This is a genomic window from Micromonospora sp. LZ34 (assembly GCF_052981855.1).
Window position 1 is genome coordinate 135,770 of the sequence record NZ_JBRIQN010000015.1, and the last position, 22,585, is coordinate 158,354.

Annotated in this window: 20 protein-coding genes and 1 pseudogene; 10 read left to right on the top strand and 11 right to left on the bottom strand. The window is 73.5% G+C overall.

Going from position 1 to position 22,585, the window contains the following annotated elements:
- Window positions 1-2 precede the first annotated feature (2 nt).
- Window positions 3-719, top strand: coding sequence for an RICIN domain-containing protein (locus ACVCAH_RS18140; RefSeq protein ID WP_447137330.1), 717 nt, complete (start codon window positions 3-5; stop codon window positions 717-719).
- 4 nt (window positions 720-723) lie between these two features.
- Here the strand turns inward: ACVCAH_RS18140 and ACVCAH_RS18145 are convergent, their stop codons facing one another.
- Window positions 724-2,028 (bottom strand): MFS transporter, encoded by a 1,305-nt coding sequence (locus ACVCAH_RS18145; RefSeq protein WP_447137331.1) that lies wholly within the window; start codon window positions 2,026-2,028, stop codon window positions 724-726.
- 53 nt (window positions 2,029-2,081) lie between these two features.
- Between ACVCAH_RS18145 and ACVCAH_RS18150 the strand changes: the two genes are divergently transcribed.
- The gene (locus tag ACVCAH_RS18150; protein ID WP_447137332.1) at window positions 2,082-3,098 is read left to right on the top strand and encodes a GlxA family transcriptional regulator; all 1,017 of its coding nucleotides are present in this window, start codon (window positions 2,082-2,084) and stop codon (window positions 3,096-3,098) included.
- A 27-nt stretch (window positions 3,099-3,125) separates the two neighbouring features.
- Here ACVCAH_RS18150 and ACVCAH_RS18155 read toward each other — a convergent pair whose 3' ends face one another.
- The 9 genes from ACVCAH_RS18155 to ACVCAH_RS18195 all read right to left on the bottom strand — a co-directional run bounded on the left by ACVCAH_RS18155 (window position 3,126) and on the right by ACVCAH_RS18195 (window position 12,530).
- Window positions 3,126-3,686: a hypothetical protein gene (locus tag ACVCAH_RS18155; RefSeq protein WP_447137333.1), complete on the bottom strand. Its 561-nt coding sequence runs from the start codon at window positions 3,684-3,686 to the stop codon at window positions 3,126-3,128.
- An 89-nt stretch (window positions 3,687-3,775) separates the two neighbouring features.
- On the bottom strand, window positions 3,776-4,858 hold the full coding sequence (locus ACVCAH_RS18160; RefSeq protein WP_447137334.1) for an FUSC family protein: 1,083 nt from the start codon (window positions 4,856-4,858) through the stop codon (window positions 3,776-3,778).
- Between the two features lie 4 nt (window positions 4,859-4,862).
- Entirely contained in the window at window positions 4,863-5,357 is a 495-nt protein-coding gene (locus ACVCAH_RS18165; protein ID WP_447137335.1) for a hypothetical protein, read from the bottom strand.
- Window positions 5,358-5,427: 70 nt separating this feature from the next.
- A complete protein-coding gene (locus tag ACVCAH_RS18170) occupies window positions 5,428-7,380 on the bottom strand; it encodes a vWA domain-containing protein (protein WP_447137336.1) in 1,953 nt (650 codons plus the stop codon).
- Between the two features lie 2 nt (window positions 7,381-7,382).
- Window positions 7,383-8,846, bottom strand: a complete 1,464-nt coding sequence (locus ACVCAH_RS18175; RefSeq protein WP_447137337.1) for a magnesium chelatase — start codon at window positions 8,844-8,846, stop codon at window positions 7,383-7,385.
- A gap of 57 nt (window positions 8,847-8,903) precedes the next feature.
- Window positions 8,904-9,980: a hypothetical protein gene (locus ACVCAH_RS18180; protein WP_447137338.1), complete on the bottom strand. Its 1,077-nt coding sequence runs from the start codon at window positions 9,978-9,980 to the stop codon at window positions 8,904-8,906.
- A 77-nt stretch (window positions 9,981-10,057) separates the two neighbouring features.
- Window positions 10,058-10,735: a response regulator transcription factor gene (locus ACVCAH_RS18185; RefSeq protein WP_447137339.1), complete on the bottom strand. Its 678-nt coding sequence runs from the start codon at window positions 10,733-10,735 to the stop codon at window positions 10,058-10,060.
- Window positions 10,732-11,976 carry a sensor histidine kinase gene (locus ACVCAH_RS18190; RefSeq protein WP_447137340.1) on the bottom strand — a complete coding sequence of 415 codons (1,245 nt, stop codon included), beginning with the start codon at window positions 11,974-11,976 and terminating at the stop codon, window positions 10,732-10,734. The genes ACVCAH_RS18185 and ACVCAH_RS18190 overlap by 4 nt, the downstream gene beginning before the upstream one ends.
- 56 nt (window positions 11,977-12,032) lie before the next feature.
- Entirely contained in the window at window positions 12,033-12,530 is a 498-nt protein-coding gene (locus ACVCAH_RS18195) for a hemerythrin domain-containing protein (RefSeq protein ID WP_447137341.1), read from the bottom strand.
- Window positions 12,531-12,632: 102 nt separating this feature from the next.
- Between ACVCAH_RS18195 and mgrA the strand changes: the two genes are divergently transcribed.
- On the top strand, window positions 12,633-13,628 hold the full coding sequence (gene mgrA / locus ACVCAH_RS18200) for an L-glyceraldehyde 3-phosphate reductase (protein WP_447137342.1): 996 nt from the start codon (window positions 12,633-12,635) through the stop codon (window positions 13,626-13,628).
- A gap of 3 nt (window positions 13,629-13,631) precedes the next feature.
- On the opposite strand, the gene ACVCAH_RS18205 is transcribed toward mgrA, so the two are convergent.
- On the bottom strand, window positions 13,632-14,564 hold the full coding sequence (locus ACVCAH_RS18205; RefSeq protein WP_447137343.1) for a lytic polysaccharide monooxygenase auxiliary activity family 9 protein: 933 nt from the start codon (window positions 14,562-14,564) through the stop codon (window positions 13,632-13,634).
- Window positions 14,565-14,719: 155 nt separating this feature from the next.
- Here ACVCAH_RS18205 and ACVCAH_RS18210 point away from each other — a divergent pair, with 155 nt between their 5' ends.
- From ACVCAH_RS18210 to ACVCAH_RS18240, 7 genes and pseudogenes are all read left to right on the top strand, one after another.
- Window positions 14,720-14,842: a 50S ribosomal protein L36 gene (locus tag ACVCAH_RS18210; protein WP_447137344.1), complete on the top strand. Its 123-nt coding sequence runs from the start codon at window positions 14,720-14,722 to the stop codon at window positions 14,840-14,842.
- A gap of 189 nt (window positions 14,843-15,031) precedes the next feature.
- Entirely contained in the window at window positions 15,032-15,862 is an 831-nt protein-coding gene (locus ACVCAH_RS18215; protein ID WP_447137345.1) for a hypothetical protein, read from the top strand.
- Window positions 15,863-15,952: 90 nt separating this feature from the next.
- Window positions 15,953-16,471 carry a peptide-methionine (S)-S-oxide reductase MsrA gene (msrA, locus tag ACVCAH_RS18220; protein WP_447137346.1) on the top strand — a complete coding sequence of 173 codons (519 nt, stop codon included), beginning with the start codon at window positions 15,953-15,955 and terminating at the stop codon, window positions 16,469-16,471.
- A gap of 369 nt (window positions 16,472-16,840) precedes the next feature.
- Window positions 16,841-18,067: an epoxide hydrolase family protein gene (locus tag ACVCAH_RS18225; RefSeq protein ID WP_447137347.1), complete on the top strand. Its 1,227-nt coding sequence runs from the start codon at window positions 16,841-16,843 to the stop codon at window positions 18,065-18,067.
- Entirely contained in the window at window positions 18,068-19,021 is a 954-nt protein-coding gene (locus ACVCAH_RS18230) for a redoxin domain-containing protein (protein WP_447137348.1), read from the top strand.
- Between the two features lie 102 nt (window positions 19,022-19,123).
- Window positions 19,124-20,269: pseudogene (locus tag ACVCAH_RS18235) on the top strand (low temperature requirement protein A).
- A gap of 614 nt (window positions 20,270-20,883) precedes the next feature.
- Window positions 20,884-22,023, top strand: a complete 1,140-nt coding sequence (locus tag ACVCAH_RS18240) for a low temperature requirement protein A (RefSeq protein WP_447137349.1) — start codon at window positions 20,884-20,886, stop codon at window positions 22,021-22,023.
- Window positions 22,024-22,585: the final 562 nt, after the last annotated feature.

Consider the following 22,585-nt stretch of genomic DNA (forward strand, 5'->3'; position numbering starts at 1 on the left):
GTATGAGCGTCGGAGAAGAGCGCAACGACCCGGCCGGCACGGTCTACGGCGGCCGGCGCGCGTCCCGCCCGGGGCTGCCCCGCGACCCGCTGATGCGGGCGGCGCTCGGCGTCGGGCTGGCCGGTGTCCTGCTCGGGACGTTCTTCGCCACCGGGGTGCTCGGCGGCGGTGGTGACGAGCCGGTGGTGCCGGCGGCCGCCGGAACCCCGTCGACAGCACCCGAGACCACGGCGAGCGGGCCGGCGCCCAGCGATCCGGCCGCGCCCTCGCCGACGGCGGTCGCTCCCACCACCCCGGCGGCGCCGACCGCCGGGCCGCGGGTGTTCCGGGCCGCGGCGTCCGGGCTCTGCCTCGGCCTGGACGGCGCCGGGGAGCGGGCGCCGGCCCAGCTCGCCGTCTGCACCGGCGGGCCGGAGCAGCAGTGGGTGGTCAACCCGGCCGGCCCGGACGTGGTGACCCTGACCAACGCCGCCTCCGGGCAGTGCCTCGACGTCGAGGGCGGCAGCACAGACGACGGCACGAAGCTGCTCCAGTTTCCCTGCCACGGCCAGGCCAACCAGCAGTGGCGGCTGACCGCTGCCGGCACCGGCCCGGTGCTGCTGGTCGCGGTGCACAGCGGCCGGTGCGGGCAGGTCGACGACGGCGGCACCGAGGTCGGCGACGACGTGGAACAGGCCGCCTGCACCGGCGCCGTCGAACAGCAGTGGAACCTGGCCTGACCGGTCAGCCCCGGTAGTTCCACGCCCGCCGGCCGGTCACCGGCACCGCGACGGCCGGCGGCGCGGCCGGGGCGCCCCGGCGGCGCAGCAGCAGGGACAGCCCGGCCGCGCCGATCGACAGCGCCCCGGCGGCGTACCAGGCCGGCGCGTAGTCGCCGAGCTGGTCGCGGACCAGCCCCGCGCCGGTCGCGGCGAGCGCCGCGCCCACCTGGTGCGCGGCGAACACCCAGCCGAAGACCACCGCGGCGGACGCGCCGAAGTACTCCCGGCACAGCGCCACCGTCGGCGGCACGGTGGCCACCCAGTCCAGCCCGTAGAAGACGATGAACACCAGCATGCTCGGCTCGGCGGTGGCCGCGAAGAGCCCGGGCAGCACCAGCAGCGAACCGCCGCGCAGCGCGTAGTAGCCGCCGAGCAGCAGCCGGCTGTCCACCCGGTCGGTCAGCCAGCCGGAGGCGATGGTGCCGGCGATGTCGAAGAGCCCGACCAGCGCCAGCAGCCCGGCCGCGGTGGTCTGCGGCATGCCGTGGTCGTGCGCGGCCGGCACGAAGTGCGTACCGACCAGCCCGTTGGTGGTCGCGCCGCAGATCGCGAAGCCGCCGGCCAGCAGCCAGAACGGCCGGGTCCGGGCGGCCTGGGCCAGCGCGCCGAGGGCCCGCCCGGCCGCCCCGCCGGCTGGCGGCGCCGGGGGCGTCACCTCGGTGGCGCCGTAGGCCGGCAGGCCCAGGTCCGCCGGGTGCTCGCGCAGCAGCCACACCACCAGCGGTACGACCGCCAGCGCGGCCCCGGCCACGACGAGTGCCGCCGCCCGCCACCCGTGCTCGCGGACCAGCACCGCGACCAGCGGGAGGAAGACCAGCTGACCGGTAGCGCCGCCGGCGGTGAGCACGCCGGTGACCAGTCCCCGGCGGTGCACGAACCAGCGCCCGGTGACGGTCGCCACGAAGGCCAGCGCCATCGACCCGGTGCCCAGCCCGACCAGTACGCCCCAGCAGAGGATGAGCTGCCAGCTCGCCGTCATGAAGACCGTCAGCCCGCTGCCCGCCGCGACCAGCAGCAGCGCGGCGGCGACCACCCGCCGGATGCCGAACCGGTCCATCAGGGCGGCGGCGAACGGCGCGGTGAGCCCGTAGAGCAGCAGGTTGACCGAGACCGCGGCGGAGATGGTGGCCAGCGGCCAGCGGAACTCGGCGTGCAGCGGGTGCAGCAGCACCGAGGGGGCGGCGCGGAAGCCGGCCGCCCCGACCAGCGCGACGAAGGCGACGGCGGCGACGGTCCAGGCCGGGTGCAGGCGACGGGATCGGGTCACGATATCGAGTCTCGGGATCCGCGCCCCGGACGACGAGTGGCCGGAAAGCCATCATGCGCAATAATCGGGCCATGACCCTCCACCGGCACCGGGTCGCGGTGCTCGCCCTCGACGACGTCGTCGGCCTCGACCTGGGCACCCCCGCCCAGGTCTTCGGCACCGCCCGCGACGACGACGAGCGGCCGCTCTACACCGTCGACGTCTGCACCCCCGGCGCCCGGCCGATCCGCAGCAGCGGCGGCTACCGGGTGCTCCCCGACCACGGCCTGGAACTGCTCGCCACCGCCGACACGGTGATCGTTCCCGGGATCCACGGCGGGCCGCCGCTGACCGACGGCACCCTCGACGCGGAGGTGGCCGAGGCGCTGCGCGCGGCGTACCGGCGGGGCGCCCGACTCGTCTCGATCTGCACCGGTGCCTTCGTGCTGGCCGCCGCCGGACTGCTGGACGGCCGGCAGGCCACCACCCACTGGGCGTACGCCGACCGGTTCCGCCGGCTGCACCCGGACGTCGACCTCGACCCCGCCGTGCTCTTCATCCACGACGACCGGCTGCTCAGCTCCGCCGGGGTGGCCGCCGGGCTCGACCTGTGCCTGCACGTCATCCGCACCGACCACGGCAGCGAGGTGGCCAACCGGGCGGCCCGCCGGTGCGTGGTGCCGCCGTGGCGCGAGGGCGGCCAGGCCCAGTACATCGAGCGGCCGGTGCCGCGGGCCACCGGCGCCAGCACCGCCGCCGCCCGGGAGTGGGCCCGGCAGCGGCTGCACGAGCCGGTGACCCTGCGCGACCTGGCCGAGCAGGCCCGGATGAGCGTCCGCACCTTCACCCGGCACTTCCGCTCCGAGACCGGGCTCAGCCCGGCGCAGTGGCTGCTCCAGCAGCGCACCGACCACGCCCGGCTGCTGCTGGAGACCACCGACCTCACCGTCGACCAGGTGGCCCGCCGCTGCGGCTTCGGCACCGCCGCCGCGCTGCGCCAGCAACTGCACCTGCGGATCGGGGTGGCCCCGTCGGCGTACCGCCGTGCCTTCCGCCGCCAACCCGAGCCGGCCGGCCCGACACCCGGCTGATCGCGCCACCCGTCGCCGACCGGCGGCTCACCGCCGGCGCCGGCGCATCCTCAGCCGGGCGGGTGGCTTGGCCGACCGGGGGCGGCGACGGCCGGCGGGCCGGGAGGCCCTCTGCACGTCCTCGCCCGGGCTCACCCACCAGCCGAAGACGATCGCCGTCAGGACGAGGCAGAAGATTCCGACGATCAGGCTCGCCTGCCATTCGGTCCCGGGCGGCCACGCCCTCGACGCCGCCGCACCGGTCACCCGGGCCTCCCGGATGACTGGTCCACCCTCGACGCGGGGGTCCTCGTCGAAGTCCCACTCGTACACGACCCGGTGGATCCGGACGGCGTCGCCGGCCGAGACGAACGTGCCCTCGCACCGCCACGGGTCACCCCGGCGCCAGTCGTCGATGGCGCACCGGGAGAGGCTGACCGTCCCGCCCACCCCCCACTTCTCGGCGCGCAGCTGGTCGATGCCGTCGCGCAGCGGCATGGAGGCCAGGAAGAGGAAGAAGCCGACCAGCGCCAGCCCGACCAGGTTGAGCCACCCGAGGTCCCAGACGTGATCCACCCGCCGCAGCAGCCATCGCCCCACCCGTGACATGCCCGCGAGGGTAGGTGGCCACCGCCACGCCCCGTCGCCCCGTCGCCCCGCCGTCCCGTCCCGCCGTCCCGAGGCAGCGTGAGCGTCAGTCAGCCTTCCGTAGCGGCGCGGAGCCGGTGCAGCGCCGCGGCCGCGTGGCGCAGGTGGACATCGGCGTCCGGCACCTCGTCAGGGACGGCCGGCGCGGCGGGACCGGGTGCGCCGGGGGCCCGCCGGCGGACCTCCGGGCCGCTCATCATGTCCGCGGTCGACGACAGCGGCCGGGCCGCCAGCTCCGCCAGCCCGGCGGCCAGCTGGACCAGACGGTCGGGCAGCCGGGCCGGGGCCGGCACGGGACGCGCCGCGAGATGGTCCCGCACGTCGTCGCAGAGCAGCAGGACGGCGGCGACCAGGACGTCGATGTCGTCGAGCCGCTGGTCGACGTGACGCAGCCGGGCGGCCTGATCGCGCCCCCGTACGGTGCGCGCGGTCACCCGCCGCGCCGTCATCCGGGCCCGGGCCAGCTCACCCAGTCGGGCGTGCGCGTCCTGGGCGCGCTCACAGGAGGCATCCGCCAGCTGCGTCGAACCCTCCCGCAGCGCTTCGGCGGCGACCCGGAGAGCCTCGGCGGCGTCATCGAGGATCTCCCGGACCGGTGCCACCATCAGCTTCACCGGGTCGGGGCTGAAGAGCACCTGGCTGCCGAGCAGACCGAGCGCGCCGCCGACGGCGGCGTCCAGGACATGGTCGAGGGGCGAATCCGGCGGCTCCAGCGTCAGCACGATCAGCACGGCGGTGCCGGACTGGATGAAGGCCACCGGCCGGGCGTCGAAGAGTGCCGCCAGTGCCATCGCCAGCGCGACCGCCAGCACGATCTGCCAGAAACCGACGCCGACGTCCAGCAGGCGGATCACCTGCCCGACCGCGACCCCGGACAGCACACCCGCGATCAGGTCGACGGCCCGACGGCCCCGGCGACCCACGCCGGCCGCCAGACAGATAACCGCGGCCGTGGCCGCGAAGACCGGCGTGTCATGGCCGAAGACCGATCCGGCGATCCACCAGGCCGCGCCCGCCGTCACGGCACACTGCCCGATCACCGGCAGCGCCTGCCGCATCCGGTGCCACACCGAACGCGGCTCGGCGACGTCGACCGCCGCGTGCAGGGACAGCGTCGGCCGGCGCGGGCTCATCCGGTCAGATCGCCGACGAGCCGGCGGAGCCGTCGCCCCCGGTCCGGAGCATGCGGAGCTGGGCCAGGTGCTTGGGCAGGTGCACCCGGGTGTGCAGGTCGAGGGTGCGACCCCAGGGCAGCGTGTCGTCGACCACCAGGTCGAAGCCCTCCCGCAGATGGGTGTCCACCGGGGTCTCCGCGGCCGGACCGAGCCGCTCGGTGAGCGCGCAGAGCTTCTGGCTGGTGGCCCGCAGCAGGGCGGCCAGGCCGTCCAACCCGCCGCACTCGGCCACCAGCGCGTCGACCTGCGGACGGTGGATCGTCTCCAGGTCGTAGTACGCGAACGGGGAGCCCGCGATGACCGCCTCCGTCGCCTCGGTCATCAGCTCGTCGTTCGCGGCGAGGTGGGCGACGATCTGCTCGGCGCTCAACTGTCCCCCCGGCGGCGGCCCGAACCCACCCGCGTCGACCTCCGCGAGCACCTCCTCGTACGCCTCCCGCATCGCCGCACTGTCCATACGCTCAGTCAACCCGCTCCGCCGACGCCGATCAGGCGGTTGTGGCGCCCGGTTCACCCGGACGGGCGGGTCAGCGGCGGCCGCGGCGGGCGCGCAGGTAGTCGGAGACGACGTACTCGCCCAGGTCGTCGAGGTCGGGGGTGAACATCCGGCCGCGGCTGCGGCGGGCCACCGCGTCGACGAAGCGCCGCAGTCCCTCGTCCTCGCCGAGCATGAAGAGGTTGAGCGTGGCGCCGTAGCGGGTGAGCCGGTCCACCTCCCGGATCGTCGCCTCGATCGTCTCCGGCAGCGGCGGCCAGTGGAACAGCGCCTCCCCGTCGTCCGGATCCAGGTGGGCGGTGGGCTCCCCGTCGGTGACCACCAGCACCACCGGCTCGGCGTCCGGGTGCCGGCGCAGGTGCCGGGCGGCCAGCCGCAGCGCGTGCTGCAGGTTGGTGCCCTGCTCCATGTCCGGCTCCACCGCGGCCAGCTCCTGCTGGCTCAGCGGCAGCGCCTGCCGACCGAACCCGATGATCTGCAGCGCGTCCTGCGGGAACCGGGTCGCCACCAGGTGCGAGAGCGCCAGCGCGGTCTGCTTCATCGGCCCCCAGCGGCCCTGCGAGATCATCGAGTAGGACAGGTCGACGCAGAGCGCCACCGCGGCGGAGGCCCGCCGCTCGGTCTCCACCACCTCGAAGTCCTCGACCGCGAGCTGCACCGGCACGCCCGGCCCGGCCCGGCGGACCGCCCGGGTCAGCGTCCGCACCACGTCCAGCGGCTGCTCGTCGCCGTACTCCCAGGGCCGGGAACCGCCGCTGACCTCGCCGGCCGCGCCCGCCGAACGCAGGTCGTGCTGCCCGCGCGGCCCGGCGGTCAGGTCGGCGAAGACCCGCCGCAGCGCGGTGCCGCCGAGCCGGCGCAGCGCCTTCGGGCTCAGGGTCAGCCCGTCGGCGTCCCGGCTCACCCAGCCCTGCCGGCGCAGCTCCCGCTCCAGCTCCCGCAACCGGCGTACGTCGTCGGCGGCGTCCCGGCCCAGCGTCCGGGCCACCGCGTCCACGTCGACGTCGTCCAGGGTCGCCCCCGGATAGTCCTGGTCCAGGGCGTCCAGCAGCTCGTCCAGCTCGCCGATCTCGGCGAGCGCGCCGGCCGCCTCGCCGTAGCCCAGCGGCTGCTCGCCGCGGACCCGCTCGCCGCGCCCCCAGGCCAGGTCGGGGCGGAGCGCGCGCAGGTGCTCGTCCAGCGCGGACAGTTCCCCGGCCAGCCGGTCGCCGAGCGACTGGCGCATCAGGCCGGCCAGCTCCTCGCGCTGCCGGTCGGACAGCGACCGCATCAGCCGCTCACCGGCCGCCGCCCGCCGGGCCAGCACGTCCACCAGCTCGTCGACGTCCTTCGGCTGCTCCGGGAAGAACTCGCCGTGCCGGCGCATGAACTCGGCGAACGCGTCGGTGGTGTCCTCCGACCGCGCGTGCCGGGCCAGCAGGTCGTTCAGGTCGTGCATCATCTCGGCCAGCCGCTGCTGCGCAGCCGGGTCGGCGGACGCCCGCACCGCGTCGCGCAGCCCGGCGAACCGCTGGCCCAGCACGTCGTCGCGCAGCCCGTCCAGGATCTGCTGGTACGACCGGCGGGCCTCGTCGCTGGCCCACTGGTAGCCGGCCAGCTCCTCGACCGCCCGGGCGGTGGAGCGGGGCAGGTTGTCCAGCATCGACTCGGCGAACCGGGCGGCGTCGTCGTCCCGGCCGCGCAGCTCGTCCCGCTCCGCCGCGAGGGCCTGGTCGAGCAGCGCCCGGGACCGGGTCACCGCCCCGTCCAGGTCACCCCGGCGCAGCGCCTCGCGGCGCAGCCGCCGGGCGCGGGCGGCCAGGTCGTCCAGGCCGCCCCGGCCCTGCGGGCCCCGGCGCAGCAGGTCGCGCAGCGCCTCCCGCAGGCTGCCGCCGGCGAGCACCTCCGCGCCGACCGCGTCCACCGCCTCGCGCACGTCGTACGGGGGCGCCAGCGGGTCGGGGCCGCCGCGCCACTGCCCGTACCGGAACCGGTTGCCGGCCACGCTCAGCCCCGGCCGCCGTAGCGGGTGCGGCCGGATTCGGTGACGTCCTTGCCGAGCCGGCGGGTCAGGTGCAGCCCCTCCAGCACGAACTCCACGCCGGCGGCGGCCTCCTCCGGGGTGGGCGCGTCGCCCATGCCGAGCTTGTCCAGCACCTTGGCCAGCCCGGGCACGGTGCCCACCTGGCGCAGCAGCTCGGCCGAGCTGACCAGCTCACCGGTTTCGATCACGGTGCCCTCGGCGACCAACCCGGTGAAGCCGGACAGGTCCAGCCCGGCCAGCCGGGCCCGGAAGGTCTCGGCGGTGGCGGTCCGCAGCAGGTGACCGAGGATCTCGATCTCCCGCCCCTCCTCACCGCTCTCGAACTCCACCTTGCCGCGCAGGGTCGAGGTGACCGAGACCGCGTCGCCGACCCGGGCCACCGGCGCTTCGGGGCGTACCCCCGCGGTGGTCCCCGCGGCGGCGAGCAGGCCGGCGCGGCGCAACGCGGCGGCGGCGACCGTTTCGGCGGCGGCGATGCCGAACCGGGCGGAGACCCCGGAGCGCGGGTCCACCGACGGCGACTCGCGCACCGCCCGGGCGAACCGGGCGAGCACCTCCAGCACGTGCTCCGGCACCTCGGCGACCAGGTCGGCCTCCTGCCGGATCAGGGCCAGCTCCAGCTCCAGGTCGACCGGGTAGTGGGTGCGGACCTCGGCGCCGAACCGGTCCTTGAGCGGGGTGATGATCCGGCCCCGGTTGGTGTAGTCCTCCGGGTTGGCGCTGGCCACCAGGAACAGATCCAGCGGCAGCCGCAACTGGTAGCCGCGCACCTGGATGTCCCGCTCCTCCAGCACGTTGAGCAGCGCCACCTGGATCCGCTCGGCCAGGTCCGGCAGCTCGTTGACCGCGAAGATGCCCCGGTTGGTACGCGGCACCAACCCGAAGTGGATCGTCTCCGGGTCGCCGAGGCTGCGCCCCTGGGCCAGCCGGACCGGGTCCACGTCGCCGATCAGGTCACCGACGCTGGTGTCCGGGGTGGCCAGTTTCTCGCCGTAGCGCATCGAGCGGTGCAGCCAGCCGACCGGCAGGTCGTCGCCGGCCTCGGCGACCAGCGCCCGGGAGGCCGGGGTGATCGGGTGCAGCGGGTGCTCGTTGAGCACCGAGCCGGCGATCACCGGGGTCCACTCGTCCAGCAGCGCCACCAGCGAGCGGATCAGCCGGGTCTTGCCCTGGCCGCGCTCGCCGAGCAGCACCATGTCGTGCCCGGCGAGCAGGGCCCGCTCGACCTCCGGCAGCACCGTGTCCTGGTAACCGACGATGCCGGGGAAGCGGTCGGCGCCGGCGCGCATCCGGGCCAGCAGGTTGTCGCGGAGTTCCTGTTTGACGGTGCGGTACCGGTGGCCGGCCGCCCGCAGCGCGCCGAGCGTGCCGGGCAGGTCGGCCGGAGGGACCGGGATCAGCTGGGAGGGCGCAGTCACCCGACCCACGCTAGCGCGGTGCGGGCGGAGGCGCCCGTACGCTGACGGGTACCCCCGCTCCCACCCTCAGCCCCGCCCGCAGCGCCGGCAGCCGCCCCGGCGGCGCAGGTGGTACGCGTAGGCGGCGGCGCCGAGCGCCGGCCCCCAGGCCGGCCAGAGCAGCATCGGCGCGCTGGCCATGGTGAACCCGCCGGCCAGCGACCAGAAGCCCGGGCTGGCGACCAGTCCCACGGTGGCCGCGGTGACCGCGACCGCGACCAGGGTGGCCGGGACCACGGCCAGCTTCGCCGGCACCGGGCGACCGCCCAGGCGGGGCACCCAGCCGGGGAACCGCTCGCTCCAGCGCTGCACCAGGCCGAGGGTGAGCAGGGCGCCGACGGTGGCGAAGGCGCCCAGCCCGAACCCGGCCCAGACCATGCCGTTGCCCTGCATCTCGGTGAGGAACTCGCGGGAGATGCCGAGCGGGATGCCGGCGGCCCAGGCGAACCGGGTCAGCGCGTACCCGAAGGGGATCGCGGCGGCGGTCCAGGCGGCCCACCGGCCCCAGCGGGCGGCGGCGGCCCGGCTCGTCCAGCCCCGGCCGGTGCCGCCGCGGCCGCACCCCACGCAGGCGTCGACGGTCCGCCGCTGCCAGACGAGCACCGCGCCGGCCAGCAGCACGCCGCCGGCGAGGGCGGCGAACCGGGCGAACAGCGTCCAGGTGAAGACGTCGGCGTAGTCCACCGGCGGCCAGCCGAACGGCGCCCCGAGGATCAGCATCGGCGCGTAGCCGAGCAGGACCAGCACCTGGGCGTCCGGGACGACCACGGCCAGCAGGGCGGCCACCGCCCAGGCGTACCCGGCCAGCAGCGCGCGCAGCGGCCGGGACGCCCGGGCGACGGGGCCGGCCATGGCCAGCGCGGCCACCGCCGCGCCGAGCAGCAGCGCGGCGAACAGCGGCGGCCCGACGCTGACCGGGACCAGCCGGAGCAGGTTGGTGTCGCCGCCGCGCGGGTCGTTCGCGCCGAACGGGTAGCCGTCGCCGGTGACGGTGGCGACCAGGGCGAGCACGCCCCAGAGGCCGAGCCAGCCGGCGCCCAGCGGGGCGAAGCGGTCGGGCCAGCGGGACAGGGGACGGTGGCGGGTGGCGGTGATCGTCGTCATGGCTCCAGCCTCGGCCGGCGGCCCCCGCGATCCCTCCCGTGCGCCGGTGAACCCGTTCCCCCGCCCGGGGGAACGGGTCAGCCGGCGGGCGTGATGAAGCCCGACTCGTACGCGGCGATCACCGCCTGGGTGCGGTCGCGCACCCCGAGCTTGGCCAGCACGTTGCCGACGTGGGTCTTCACCGTCTCCACCCCGACCACCAGGTGCGCGGCGATCTCCGGGTTGGACCGGCCGGTCGCCATCAGCCGGAGCACCTCGGCCTCCCGATCGGTGAGCCGGGCCGCCGCCAGCCGGTCCGCGCCCCGCCCCCCGTACGCCCCCACCAGCCGGCGGATCGCGGCCGGGAAGAGCAGCGACTCGCCCCGGGCGACCACCCGGACCGCCTCCACCACCTCGGCCGGCCGGGCCCGCTTGAGCAGGAAGCCGCTCGCCCCGGCGCGCAGCGCGTCGTAGACGTACTCGTCGTTCTCGAAGGTCGTCACCACCAGCACCCGGGGCGGGTCGGCCGACGCGGCGAGCAGCGACCGGGTGGCCTGGATGCCGTCGATGCCCGGCATCCGCACGTCCATCAGCACCACCCGGGGCCGGTGCCGGGCGACCAGCGGCAGCACCTCGGCGCCGTCCGCGGCCTCGGCGAGCACCCGCAGGTCGGGCTGGGCGTCCAGGATCGCCCGCAGGCCGATCCGGACCAGCTCGTCGTCGTCGACGATCAGCAGCCCGGTCGTCGCGCGGTCGGTCGTCACGCCGTCGGTCATCGCGCCCCCTCCAGCGGCAGTCGCACCCGGATCCGCCAGCGGTCGCCCTCCGGCCCGGCGGTCAGCCGGCCGCCGAGCAGCAGCACCCGCTCGCGCATCCCGTCCAGGCCCCGCCCGCCGCGCCCCGGGTCTGCCACGACGTCGCCGGCCAGCCGGTTCACCAGCTCCAGCTCCAGCGCCTCCGCGCCCACGTCGAGCCGGAGCGTCACCGGCCCGCGGCCGTACCGGGCGGCGTTGGTGAGCCCCTCCTGCACGATCCGGTAGCCCTCCCGGGAGACCGCCGCCGGCAGGTCCGCCGGGTCGCCGGCGCACCGCGCCTCGACCGCCAGCCCGGCCGCCCGGGTGTCGGCGACCAAGCGGTCCAGGTCGGCGAGCGTACGCTGCGGCGCCGGCGCGGCGCGCCCGCCCTCGCTGTCCCGCAACAACCCGAGCACGTGGTCCAGGTCCTCGGTCGCGGTCCGCGCGGTCTCCTCGATCGCGGTGAGCGCCCGCCGGACGAACTCCGGGTCCCGGTCCAGCAGTTCGCGGGCCGCGCCCGCCTGGAGGGTGGCCACGGTCAACGCGTGGCCGACGGAGTCGTGCAGTTCCCGGGCCAGCCGGTTGCGTTCGGCGAGCCGGGTGGCCCGCGCCTCCAGGGCCGCGATCCGTTCCGCCGGGGCGGGGCCGAGCAGCACCGGCGCCATCGAGGCGGCCAGCGCTCCCAGCCCGGCGACGGCGTAGCCGAGGCCCACCAGCATCAGCACGCCGATCAGCGTCAACCAGCCGGTGTCCCAACCGTCCAGCGGCCCGAACCGTTGCCGGCTGATCAGGTCGACGCCGAGACCGAACTGCTGGGCGATGAAGGCCAGCGCCATCGGCAGCGCGCTGATCAGCGCGAACATCACCAGCCCGCCGACGGTGAGGTGGGTGGCGATCCAGAGCGCGGACCGCAGTCGGGTCTCCCGGTCCGCCCGGTGCCCGGGGGCCGGGTCGGGCAGCTCGACGCCGAGCAGGGCCCGGGCCGCGGCGATCTCCAGCGCCCGGCTGCCCTCGAGGAACACCGGCACCACGGCGATCACCGCCGCCACCACCAGCAGCCCGAGCGCCAGCGGCCGCTGTACGTCCGCCTGGGCGAACAGCTGCCCGAAGGTGACCGCGAGCAGCACGTACGGCAGGACCAGCACCCCGCCCAGCAACAGGAACACGCCGCGCCGCCAGGTGCTGCCGGCGACCAGCGGGACCAGGGCCGCCCGGGGGGTCATCCGCCCATTCTGCCGCCGTCACCCGGCCGGGCGACTCCCCCGTGCCGGGGAGATCCTCACCGGTGCTCCTGCACGTAGCGCTGCGGGTCCTTGTCCCGGAACGGCAGGTCCCGGCCGTTCTTGTGCTCGCCGTAGAAGGTCAGCCAGCGCCGGCCGAGTTCCGCGCGCAGCTCGGTGCCGGCGTGCCGGCGGAAGTCCGGCAGCGCCTCGTCCTCCTCCTCGGCGAGGTGCTCGCTGTTCTCCCGGCGGGCCTTCCACACCGCCGCCCACCACTGCTCGGAGCCGACCGGGTGCAGTTTCGCCTCGGCGATCGCGTCGCGGATCTTGTTGTGGTCGCCGACCGCGTCCGCCGTCTCGGCCTCGCCGTCGTCGCCGTGCCGGACCAGGTGCGGGTAGAGGATCGCCTCCTCGGCCTCGGCGTGGATGTCCAGGTGCAGGGCGAGCGCCTCCCAGATCGCCAGCAGCTCGTGCTCCTCGCGGGCGTCGTCGAGGCGGGCGAACCCGCGCCGGAACGCGGTGTGGTCGTCGAGGATCAGCGCGGTGATGTCGTCCATCTGGTCATTCCCCCGTTTCGGATGCCGGCCGTGGTGGTCAACTCCCCGGCGCCCGGCGGGGTGACGCGACCCGCGGGCGTGTCCCACCCGGCGACTAGGCTCATGATCGTGAACTACCTCGCCGCGGACGACCGCTACGACACCATGACCTACCGGCGCAGCGGGCGCAGTGGCCTGCGGCTGCCCGCCATCTCCCTCGGCCTGTGGCACAACTTCGGCCCGGACCGGCCCTTCGAGCGGCAGCGGGACATCGTCCGTCGCGCCTTCGACCTCGGGATCACCCACTTCGACCTGGCCAACAACTACGGCCCGCCGCCCGGCGCCGCCGAGGAGAACTTCGGCCGGCTGCTCGCCGGCGACCTGGCGCCCTACCGGGACGAGCTGGTCATCTCCAGCAAGGCCGGCTACCTCATGTGGCCCGGCCCCTACGGCGAATGGGGCTCCCGCAAGTACCTGGTCTCCTCGCTCGACCAGTCGCTGCGCCGGATGGGTCTGGAGTACGTCGACATCTTCTACTCCCACCGCTTCGACCCGGAGACTCCGCTGGAGGAGACGATGGGTGCGCTCGACGCCATCGTCCGCTCCGGCAAGGCTCTCTACGTCGGCATCTCGAACTACAACTCCGAGCAGACCGAGCGGGCCGCCGCCATCCTGCGCGACCTGGGCACGCCCCTGCTGATCAACCAGCCGTCCTACTCGATGCTCAACCGGTGGACCGAGTCCGACGGCCTGCTCGACACGCTGGAGCGGGTGGGCGCCGGCTGCATCGCGTACAGCCCGCTGGCGCAGGGCCTGCTCACCGACCGCTACCTCGCCGGGATCCCCGCGGATTCCCGGGTGCGCACCAGCGTCTTCCTCAACGAGAGCGACCTGGACGAGCAGCGGATGGCCACCATCCGGGCGCTCGGCGCGATCGCCGAGCGGCGCGGCCAGTCGCTGGCCCAGCTGGCGCTCGCCTGGGCGCTGCGCGACCCGCGGATGACCAGCCTGATCATCGGGGCGAGCAGCGTGGCCCAGCTGGAGGCGAACACCGCCGCGCTGGGCAACCTCGACTTCACCGCCGAGGAGCTGGCCGAGATCGACCGGCACCTCGGCTGAGCCTCACCAGATGCGGGGCCGGGTGGCCCGGTGGTTGCGGACCTCGCAGGGCCGGCCCACCGGAGCCCTGCCGGCGCGGCGCAGCCGCGCCCACCCGAGGGTGAGCAGCAGCACGGCGAGCGCGACGGCGGCGCCGGCCAGCAGCGGCCGGCCGCCGCCGTCGACGTCGCGGAGCGAGGCCACCGCCACGCCGGGCTCGCCGGCCGCCGGCTCCGCGCCGTTCGGCTCCGCCGCGCCGGTACGCGGCGGCGGAGCCGGGCTCGCCGCACCTCGGTCCGGGGTGGCGGCCGGCCCGCCGAGGCCGGCGTTGCCGGCCGGGGGCCGGAGCACCACGTCGGAGCAGGAGTAGTAGGTGTCCGGCGTGTCGGAGTTCTGCCAGACCGTGTAGATCAGGTGGCGGCCGGTCCGGTCCGCCGGCAGCCGCCCCCGCAGCTGGTACGCCCCGTCGCGCACCGGCGGGTCGGTCACCCGCAGGAACGGCACCGACTCCAGGTCGTCCCAGGTCAGCCGGTTCATGGCGGAGTAGCCCGGGCGGGTCAGGTAGAGCCGGAAGGTGCCCCGGTGCGGGATCGTGGTGCGGTAGCGGAAGGTGAACCTGCCGCCGGCCGTCACCTCGGTGGCCGGCCAGTCGGCGCGCGGCAGGTCCAGCCCTCGATAGGCCGACAGCCCGCCGCTGCACAGTTCCCCGTCCGGGATCCGCTGCCGGTCCCGCCCGTTCACCGCGGCCACCCGGACGTTGTCCCACTCCCGGACGGCGGCGCCCGCCTCCACCGCCGCCCGGCAGGCCGGGGTGGCCGCGTGCCGGCCCTCCGGACCGCAGGCCGCCGCGCGGCTGAGCGGATCGGTCGGCGCGCCGTGCGCGGCGGCCGGTACGGCGGTGACGGGCAGGGTCGCGACGGCGACCAGCACGGCGACGGCGGCTCGGCGTACGGTCATGGTTTCGACCTCCCGTGCACTGGTACGGGCACGGCTCGCCAAGGGTTCGACATCGTGCCGGCGCTCCCCCTTCCGGCGGGAATCCCGGTACCGACTGCGGCGTTTCCACCGCCGGAACCGCAAGAGGCCAGACCCGAGGCCGAAAAGAGGCAGCCATGAAGGTACGCAGCTCCCTGCGCGCGCTGAAGCAGAAGCCGGGTTCGGTGGTGGTCCGCCGCCGTGGCCGGGTGGTCGTGGTGAATCGCGCCAACCCGAGGTGGAAGGGCCGCCAGGGTTGATCTATCGGCCGGGCGTCGTCACCGGCGCCCGGCCGGTTCGACGTCACCACCGCTGGCCCCCGCCTTGGTACAGTCGCGCTTCGCCTTGATCAGGAAGAGGACGTCAGCATGACCGGCACGGGGGCCGAACCTGGCGCACGTTCGACACCGGAGCCGACACCGGCTCCGGAGGTGGCATCGACGCCCGAGGTGGCATCGACACCGGCGACCGCGGCGGAGCAGCCGTCCGGACCACCCACGGTGGAGGCAGCGCCCGGCCAGCAGCCGCCGGTGGGCTGGCCCGCGTTTCCGCCGCCCGCCCGCCGCAACCGCGGCGTCGTCATCGCCGCCGTGACCGTCGGCGCGGTGCTGCTGATGGCCTGTCTCGGCCTGGCCGGCGGCGCCGTCCTGCTCCGCTCCACGAAGACCGCCGCGTCCAGCCCCGCGTCGGGGGCGCCGCTGTCGCCCGTGACCGGCACCAGCCCGACCGCGAGCGCCGAGCCGAGCGCCAGCGAGCAGCCCGCGCAGGAGGGGCCGCAGGCGAGCACGTATCCCGCGACCGACATCCGGGACCTGGACCGGGTGTGCGACGAGAACGTCTACTACCCGCAGTCCCCGAAACGCGCCGGCAAGCCCCCGCACCCGGTGGTGCTGCTCGTCGCGGACGGCTCGGGCATTCGCTTCCAGAACGGCACCTACTACTACGACGAGGGCCTGTCGAAGCGGGTGGAGCAGACCTGGGCGGCGGATGACCCCAGGAACGTGCAGATGGTCGCCTGCCTCGACCGGGTCAGCACCGGCTCGACGATCCGCCGCTGCAAGTACGACGACCCGAAGCCGCTCACGGTGACGCTGCTGCGAGCGGGCTGGCGTCTCCGGGTGTACGAGGTGGCGACCGGCCGCAAGCTCCTCGACAAGGCCATGCCCGGCGATGACCAGGCGTGCCCGAGCGTCGTCATGGTCTACGCCGACAAGAAGATCTACGCCGAGGTCAGCAACCGGGCGGCGGTCGCGGCGCTGCGCAACCTCGTGAAGAAGTAACGGACCGCGCAGCGGCGGTTAGTCGACCGCAACCGGGGTAGGCGCGCGGGGTGGCCCGTTGAAGACGGTGTCGGACGGGGAGGCGAAGAGATGACCGAGACGACTGACAAGGCGATCCTGGCCGGCGGCTGCTTCTGGGGCATGCAGGACCTCATCCGGAAGCGCCCCGGCGTGCTCGCCACCAGGGTCGGGTACACCGGCGGGGACGTGCCGAACGCGACCTACCGGAACCACGGGACCCACGCCGAGGCGATCGAGATCGTCTTCGACCCCGCGGAACTGTCCTACCGAGATCTTCTCGAGTTCTTCTTCCAGGTGCACGACCCGACGACGAAGAACCGCCAGGGCAACGACATCGGAACCAGCTACCGGTCAGCCATCTTCTACTGCAACGAGCAGCAGCGGCGGGTCGCCGAAGAGACGATCGCCGACGTGGACGCCTCCGGCCTGTGGCCCGGCAAGGTGGTCACCGAGGTCAGCCCCGCCGGGCCCTTCTGGGAGGCCGAGCCGGAACACCAGGACTACCTGGAGAAGTATCCCGAGGGCTACACCTGCCACTACGTCCGGCCGAACTGGAAGCTGCCCCGACGCGGGGAGAGCGCCGGTTAGTGCGCGGTCAGCAGCGTTTCTGACTAGGACGGCCGCCTCGGGTTGGTGTGTGCCGAATGCCGCCGAACGTCGCCGTTCGGACGACGAATGAAACGAGCCCGGTGGGCTCGGGTCCATGACCCGCGCCGGCCGGCGCCCGTCCCGGGGAGGGCCGTGCGGGATTGCGCGTATCGGCCCGCGATCAGGGAAAAGGCGTTCTAGGGTCGGATGCAGGGGCGGCGTCCCTTGGCCGAACTGGCACGAGTCCGGGCGGCTCCTTCACCCACGATGCGTCCGCGAGGCACGAGCGGGGCGTCCGGGCCTGCTGCGAGAGAAGAGCCGCAAGCCCTCGCTCGACCATCAATGAGCGCGAACGAAAGGGAGTCCTACGTGGCTGTCAAGACCGTAGCGCCGCCGCGCGCCACAGAGATCCGGCCGTTCACGATAGAAATCCCCGAATCGGAACTCAAGGCGCTGCGGGCACGCATAGCGGCCACCCGTTGGCCCGAACCGGAGACCGTCAACGACCAGTCGCAGGGCGTACCGCTCGCGACGAGCCAGGCACTCGCGCGTTATTGGGAGAAGGAGTACGACTGGCGCAAGGTCGAGGCGAGACTGAACGCCCTACCGCAGTTCATCACCGAGATCGACGGGCTCGACATCCATTTCCTGCACGTCCGGTCGAAACACGAGGACGCACTGCCGCTCATCGTCACGCACGGCTGGCCGGGCTCGGTGGTCGAGCAGCTGAAGATCATCGACCCGCTCACCAACCCCACCGCGCACGGCGCGGACGCGTCCGACGCCTTCCACCTGGTCATCCCGTCGATGCCCGGTTTCGGTTTCTCGGGCAAGCCGAGCACGCCCGGCTGGGGCCCGGAGCGCATCGCAGCTGCCTGGATCGAGCTGATGAAGCGCCTCGGCTACACGCGATTCGTGGCGCAGGGCGGCGACTGGGGCGCGCTCATCACCGACCTCATCGGTCTGCAGGCGCCTCCGGAACTGCTCGGCATCCACACCAACATGCCCGGTACTGTTCCGCCCGACATCGATGCGTTCATCCAGGGCGACATCACCGGAGCGAACAACGCCCTCGGCTCGATGCCGGCCAACCTCTCCGACGAGGAGAAGCGGGCCTACGAGCAGCTGGACTTCTTTTGGAAGCATTCCGCCTACGCCCTCATGATGGGGACCCGCCCGGAGACGTTGACCGGGTTCGCGGATTCGCCCATTGCTCTGGCGAGCTACATGCTCGACCATGACGCGGCCAGCCTGGAGCTGATCTGCCAGGCCTTCGCCGGACAACCCGGAGGCCTCACGCGAGACGACATCCTCGACAACATCACGCTCTTCTGGCTGACGAACACGGGGACCTCCGCGGCTCGCATCTACTGGGAGAACAAGCTCTCCTTCTTCGCCGCCAAGGGCGTCACCGTCCCGACTGCCGTTAGCGTCTTCCCCGATGAGCTCTATCAGACCCCGAAGAGTTGGGCGGAGCGGGCGTATCCCAATCTCATCCACTACAACCGACTCGACAAGGGCGGGCACTTCGCTGCCTGGGAACAGCCGAAGCTTCTCTCCGAAGAGCTCCGCACCGCATTCCGGTCGCTTCGCTAGATGACCGTGTTCGCACGTCAGCACCTGCCCTCGCTCGGCGGGGCGACCGAGTGGCTCAACTCCGAGCCACTCGGCCCCGCCGAGCTGCGCGGCCGCGCCGTCCTGGTGAACTTCTGGACGCTGACGTGCATCAACTGGCTGCGCCAGGAGCCGTACGTCCGGGCGTGGTCGCAGGCCTACCGGAACGACGGGTTGGTCGTCGTCGGAGTCCACACGCCGGAGTTCTCGTTCGAGCACGAGATCGACCAGGTGCGGCAGGCGGTCACGGCGCGGGGAATCGACTACCCGGTGGTGATCGACAACGGCTACCAGGTCTGGAGCGCCTTCGACAACCACTACTGGCCGGCGCTCTACTTCGTCGACGCGGAGGGCGTCATCCGCGACCACCACTTCGGTGAGGGACGCTACGAGCAATCGGAGCGCCTCATCCAACGGCTGCTCGGCGTAGAGCGCGAACCCGTACCCGTCGAGGGGCTCGGCGTGGAGGCGGACGCCGACTGGGACCACCTGCGTACGCCCGAGACGTACCTCGGCTACCAGCGCAGCGAGCACCTGGCGTCGCCGGGCGGCGCCGCGTACGACGAACGCCGCTCCTACGAGCTCCCCGAGGGCCTGCCGCTCAACCACTGGGCCCTCGCCGGCGAGTGGACGATCGGGCCGGAGAACGTCGTGCTCGACCAGCCCGGCGGCAGCATCGCCTACCGGTTCCACGCGCGCGACGCCCATCTCGTGCTGTTCCCCGGAGCGCGCGAGCCGATCCCTTTCCGCGTGCTCCTCGACGGCGAAGCCCCGGGACCGTCACACGGCGTCGACGTTGACGAGGGTGGGAACGGGTTGCTCCGGGACGGCCGCCTGTACCAGCTCGTGCGCCAACGCGACGCGGTCCGTGAACGCACCCTGGAGATCACGTTTCTCGAGGCCGGGGCCGAGGCGTACGTGTTCACGTTCGGGTAGCCGGAGCGTCGAGTCGATGATGCCGAGCGGTGCGAAGCTGCTGCGAGGACCCGAGGACCCGAGGAGCCGCGGACAAACTTTCTGGAGCTGTTCTTCGACCTGGTGTTTGTCGTCGGGCTCGCCCAGCTCTCGCACGGGCTGATCCAGGATCTCCGGTGGAGCGGCGCCTTCCAGACGCTGGTGCTGCTGTTGGCCATGTGGTGGGTCTGGACCATGACAGCGTGGACAACCGACCTGTACGACCCGCGAGCCGGCGACACAGCTATTGGTCACCGCGACCATGCTCGGCAGTTTGGTGATGGTGGTCGCGGTGCCCCACGCGTTCGGCGAGCGAGGTCTGGTCTTCGCAGGCACGTACGTCGCCATCCATGTCGGCCGCCAGCTCTTCCTCGTCGTCGCCCTGCGTGGTCACGAGTTGCAGCGCAGAAGCATCCGGGTGCTGTTCTGGTTCTGTGTGTCCGCGGTGCCGTGGATCGCTGGAGCGGCCGCGCACGGTGCGGCGCGTGGGACGCTGTGGCACTGGCGGTGGCGGTGAACTACACGGCGGTCGCGTTCCGCTGGCCCATGCCGAGGCTGGGTCGCTCGACCAAGTCGGATCTGGGCATCCTGGGCGAGCACCTGGCCGACCGCTACCGGCAGTTCTTCATCATCGTGCTCGGCGAGTTGATCCTGGTTTCCGGTCTGACCCTCTACATCAGCGGCTTCGCGGCTGATCGGAGCGCGGCGCGCGTGGTGTCGTTCGCCACCACGGTGCTGTTCTGGCGGATCTACATCTACCGCGCCGGGGAACTGTTGGCCGAGGCTGTCGCAGCGGCCCCGGACCCGACCCGCGTCGGCTTCTCGGCGACATACTCCCACCCGATCATGGTGGCCGGCGTCGTCGTCACCGCCGTCGGCGTCGAACTCGTCATCGCCCATCCACTCGGACACCCGCAACCGGCCTGGGTCGCCGTCATTCTCGGCGGACCCGCGCTGTTCCTGGCCGGGCGTGCCGGCTTCGAATACGCCGTCTTCGCCCGCGTGTCCCGGGATCGGCCGATCGGCTTGCTCGTGCTGGCCGCCCTGGCACCGGCGATGCTGTTCCTGCCGCCGCTGCTGGCCGCCCTCGCCGCGACCGCGGTCCTGGCCGGGATCGCCATCGCCGACGCGGCCCGCGCCCGCGGGCGCCCACCCGAGCCGCCGTCACCACCCGGGCTAGCCGGTAGTGTCAACGACGGGTTAGAGACCGTCCTCGCACGGGCGTCCTGAACCGGTGTCCGAAATGACGAAGGGCGTCCGCCATTGCGGCGAACGCCCTGGTCGTGAAGGGTGGAGCCGAGGGGACTCGAACCCCTGACCCCCACACTGCCAGGGGGGCTCTCTCGAATCGCCCTCGCCTGCGGTGGCCGTGACCTGCGGCCAGGCGGTCACTCTCCCCGCTAGTCCCCGTCAATCACCCGCCGCAACCTACTGACCTGGCATGGATCTGGCACGCTGCGCCCTCGTGTGCATGGCCGGCTGACCCGGCCGATGCCGGCCGGAGGTCGCCAGCAGGCCGGGGCCGGGCCAGCATGCCCCGCCTTGCCGCCTTGCCGCCTTGCCGCCTTGCCGCCTTGCCGCCTTGCCGCCTTGCCGCCTTGACACACGATAGGAAGGCAATTGCGCTTGCCGGGCGAGCGGTCCTCCTACCAGGACAGACGCTCGATCCCTCGCCGGCCTTACGGTTGATCATTCCGCGAATGTTCCGGATCTCGTCGTCCCCGATGGCAGCCCATCGCAACGACCCAGCCGACCCAGCCTCCCCCGGCAACCCGCAAGTGCCGGGCGACGTGCCTTCCAAACCCTGACCTCCACCCCCATCCGCGCCAGTACCCTCCGAATCCATGAGCCCGACCGACCCCCGCCTGGATCCCGCCCGCCGGGTCACCCCAGTCGAGGTCTTCTTCGACGTCGTGTTCGTATTCACCGTCACTCAGCTCACCGGCGTCCTCGAAGGCGACCTGACCTGGGCCGGTCTCGGCCGCATCGTCCTCGTCTTCGCGGTCCTTTGGTACCCGTACACCGGATACGCCTGGCTGACCAACCAGGTGCCCCCCCGAGGCGCCGCCCAGAAGATCCCGCTCTTCGCCGGCATGGCCGGCTTCCTGCTCACCAGCGTCGCCATCCCCGCCGTCTTCAACGGCACCGGGCTGCTCTTCGCCCTCGGCTTCCTCGTCCTCACCACCGTCCATCTGGTCATGTTCAGCCGCTCGGAAGCCCGCGTCGCCGCGATCCGGCTAGCCCCCTACAACCTCGGCGCGGTGCTGCTCATCGTTTCCGCCGCGTTCGTCACCGGCCCCGCCGCCTACGCCCTGTGGGTTGCTGCCGCCATCGTCCAGGCCGCGCTGCCGTACGTCACCCCGCAACACTCCTGGATCCGCGTCGCCGGCAGCTACGAGGTGGCCGCCGGACACCTCGTCGAACGCCACGGCCTGCTCGTCATCGTTGCGCTCGGCGAATCTGTCGTCGCCATCGGCGCCCGCGTCGACATTCGTCACCTCACCCCTGGCACGGTCGGCGCGATCGTCATGGCCCTCGCCCTGCCCGCCGCCCTGTGGTGGACGTACTTCACCGACACCCGCCATGCCGCCAGCACGCTCGACGCCGCAGACCCGCGGGCCCGCACCCACATCGCCGCCCGCACCTACGTCCTCCCCCACTTCCTGCTGCTGCTCGGCGTCGTCGGCACCGCCACCGGCATCCACGCCGCCGTCGCCCACCCCGACGCCCCGGCCGGCACCGCTGCCACACTCGCCCTCGCCGGCGGGGTCGCCCTCTACCTCGCCGGCACCGGAGCCACCCGGCTCGCCCTGCGTCTCGGCCTGCCCGCCAGCCGGGCCGCCGGCGCCGCTGCCGTCCTCGCCACCGTGCCCCTCGGCGCCCGGACAGCCGCCGGCGTGCAGCTCGCCGCAATTATCGTGCTGCTTACCGCCATGCTGCTCATCGGTCCCCGTCATCCGGCGCCGCGCGCCGCCACGCCGTAGGAATCAGCCGCCCTACGCGAAGTGTCAGACGTTGAAGCGGAACTTAGAGTCCCGGCGGACCCACCAGCAACAGCGCCCGACGCCTGCTCGCACGGCGTTCCGGTCTGCCATAGTTGGTCGCTGGTTGGCAACGTTTCACGGTGTCTTGTGCCCCCTGTGTGCCCCAAGTTGCCAGCGTCTCCTGACGGCATTGATCGAGAATGGTTCACCTACAGTCGCCTGGTGGAATTCGGGACCTTCGCCGGCTTCGGCATACTGCTCTGCGCGGGGTTCTCCTGCCTCTTCCTCATGGCAGTCGTAGGGTTGCTCGCGGCCTGGTGGAAGCCCAAGGGCTGACCGGCGCAAGCTCAGACCCGAAAATCCAATGGTGAATGGGCAGGCGGCAGCACCCGGCGCAGCGCAGCGGAGCCGGGTGTGGGTGGCTGGGTCAGGCGGCTTCGGGTTCGGCGATGATGGCCTTGCCGTCGCGGATGGTGATCTTTTGACCGGTGACGGCCTGGAGTTGCGTGGCGAGGTTTCGGGCCCTGCGCTGTTTGTCGATGCGCGTGTCGAAATAGTCGGC

Excerpts from the sequence above, each read along its gene's own strand:
- ACVCAH_RS18160 (WP_447137334.1), bottom strand. The coding sequence starts at position 4,858 with ATGAGCCCGCGCCGGCCGACGCTGTCCCTGCACGCGGCGGTCGACGTC.
- ACVCAH_RS18190 (WP_447137340.1), bottom strand. The coding sequence starts at position 11,976 with ATGACCCCCCGGGCGGCCCTGGTCCCGCTGGTCGCCGGCAGCACCTGG.
- msrA (WP_447137346.1), top strand. The coding sequence starts at position 15,953 with ATGACCGAGACGACTGACAAGGCGATCCTGGCCGGCGGCTGCTTCTGG.
- ACVCAH_RS18210 (WP_447137344.1), top strand. The coding sequence starts at position 14,720 with ATGAAGGTACGCAGCTCCCTGCGCGCGCTGAAGCAGAAGCCGGGTTCG.
- ACVCAH_RS18195 (WP_447137341.1), bottom strand. The coding sequence starts at position 12,530 with ATGGACGACATCACCGCGCTGATCCTCGACGACCACACCGCGTTCCGG.
- ACVCAH_RS18240 (WP_447137349.1), top strand. The coding sequence starts at position 20,884 with ATGAGCCCGACCGACCCCCGCCTGGATCCCGCCCGCCGGGTCACCCCA.
- ACVCAH_RS18155 (WP_447137333.1), bottom strand. The coding sequence starts at position 3,686 with ATGTCACGGGTGGGGCGATGGCTGCTGCGGCGGGTGGATCACGTCTGG.
- ACVCAH_RS18150 (WP_447137332.1), top strand. The coding sequence starts at position 2,082 with ATGCGCAATAATCGGGCCATGACCCTCCACCGGCACCGGGTCGCGGTG.
- mgrA (WP_447137342.1), top strand. The coding sequence starts at position 12,633 with ATGATCGTGAACTACCTCGCCGCGGACGACCGCTACGACACCATGACC.
- ACVCAH_RS18165 (WP_447137335.1), bottom strand. The coding sequence starts at position 5,357 with ATGGACAGTGCGGCGATGCGGGAGGCGTACGAGGAGGTGCTCGCGGAG.
- ACVCAH_RS18180 (WP_447137338.1), bottom strand. The coding sequence starts at position 9,980 with ATGACGACGATCACCGCCACCCGCCACCGTCCCCTGTCCCGCTGGCCC.
- ACVCAH_RS18205 (WP_447137343.1), bottom strand. The coding sequence starts at position 14,564 with ATGACCGTACGCCGAGCCGCCGTCGCCGTGCTGGTCGCCGTCGCGACC.
- ACVCAH_RS18185 (WP_447137339.1), bottom strand. The coding sequence starts at position 10,735 with ATGACCGACGGCGTGACGACCGACCGCGCGACGACCGGGCTGCTGATC.
- ACVCAH_RS18230 (WP_447137348.1), top strand. The coding sequence starts at position 18,068 with ATGACCGTGTTCGCACGTCAGCACCTGCCCTCGCTCGGCGGGGCGACC.
- ACVCAH_RS18140 (WP_447137330.1), top strand. The coding sequence starts at position 3 with ATGAGCGTCGGAGAAGAGCGCAACGACCCGGCCGGCACGGTCTACGGC.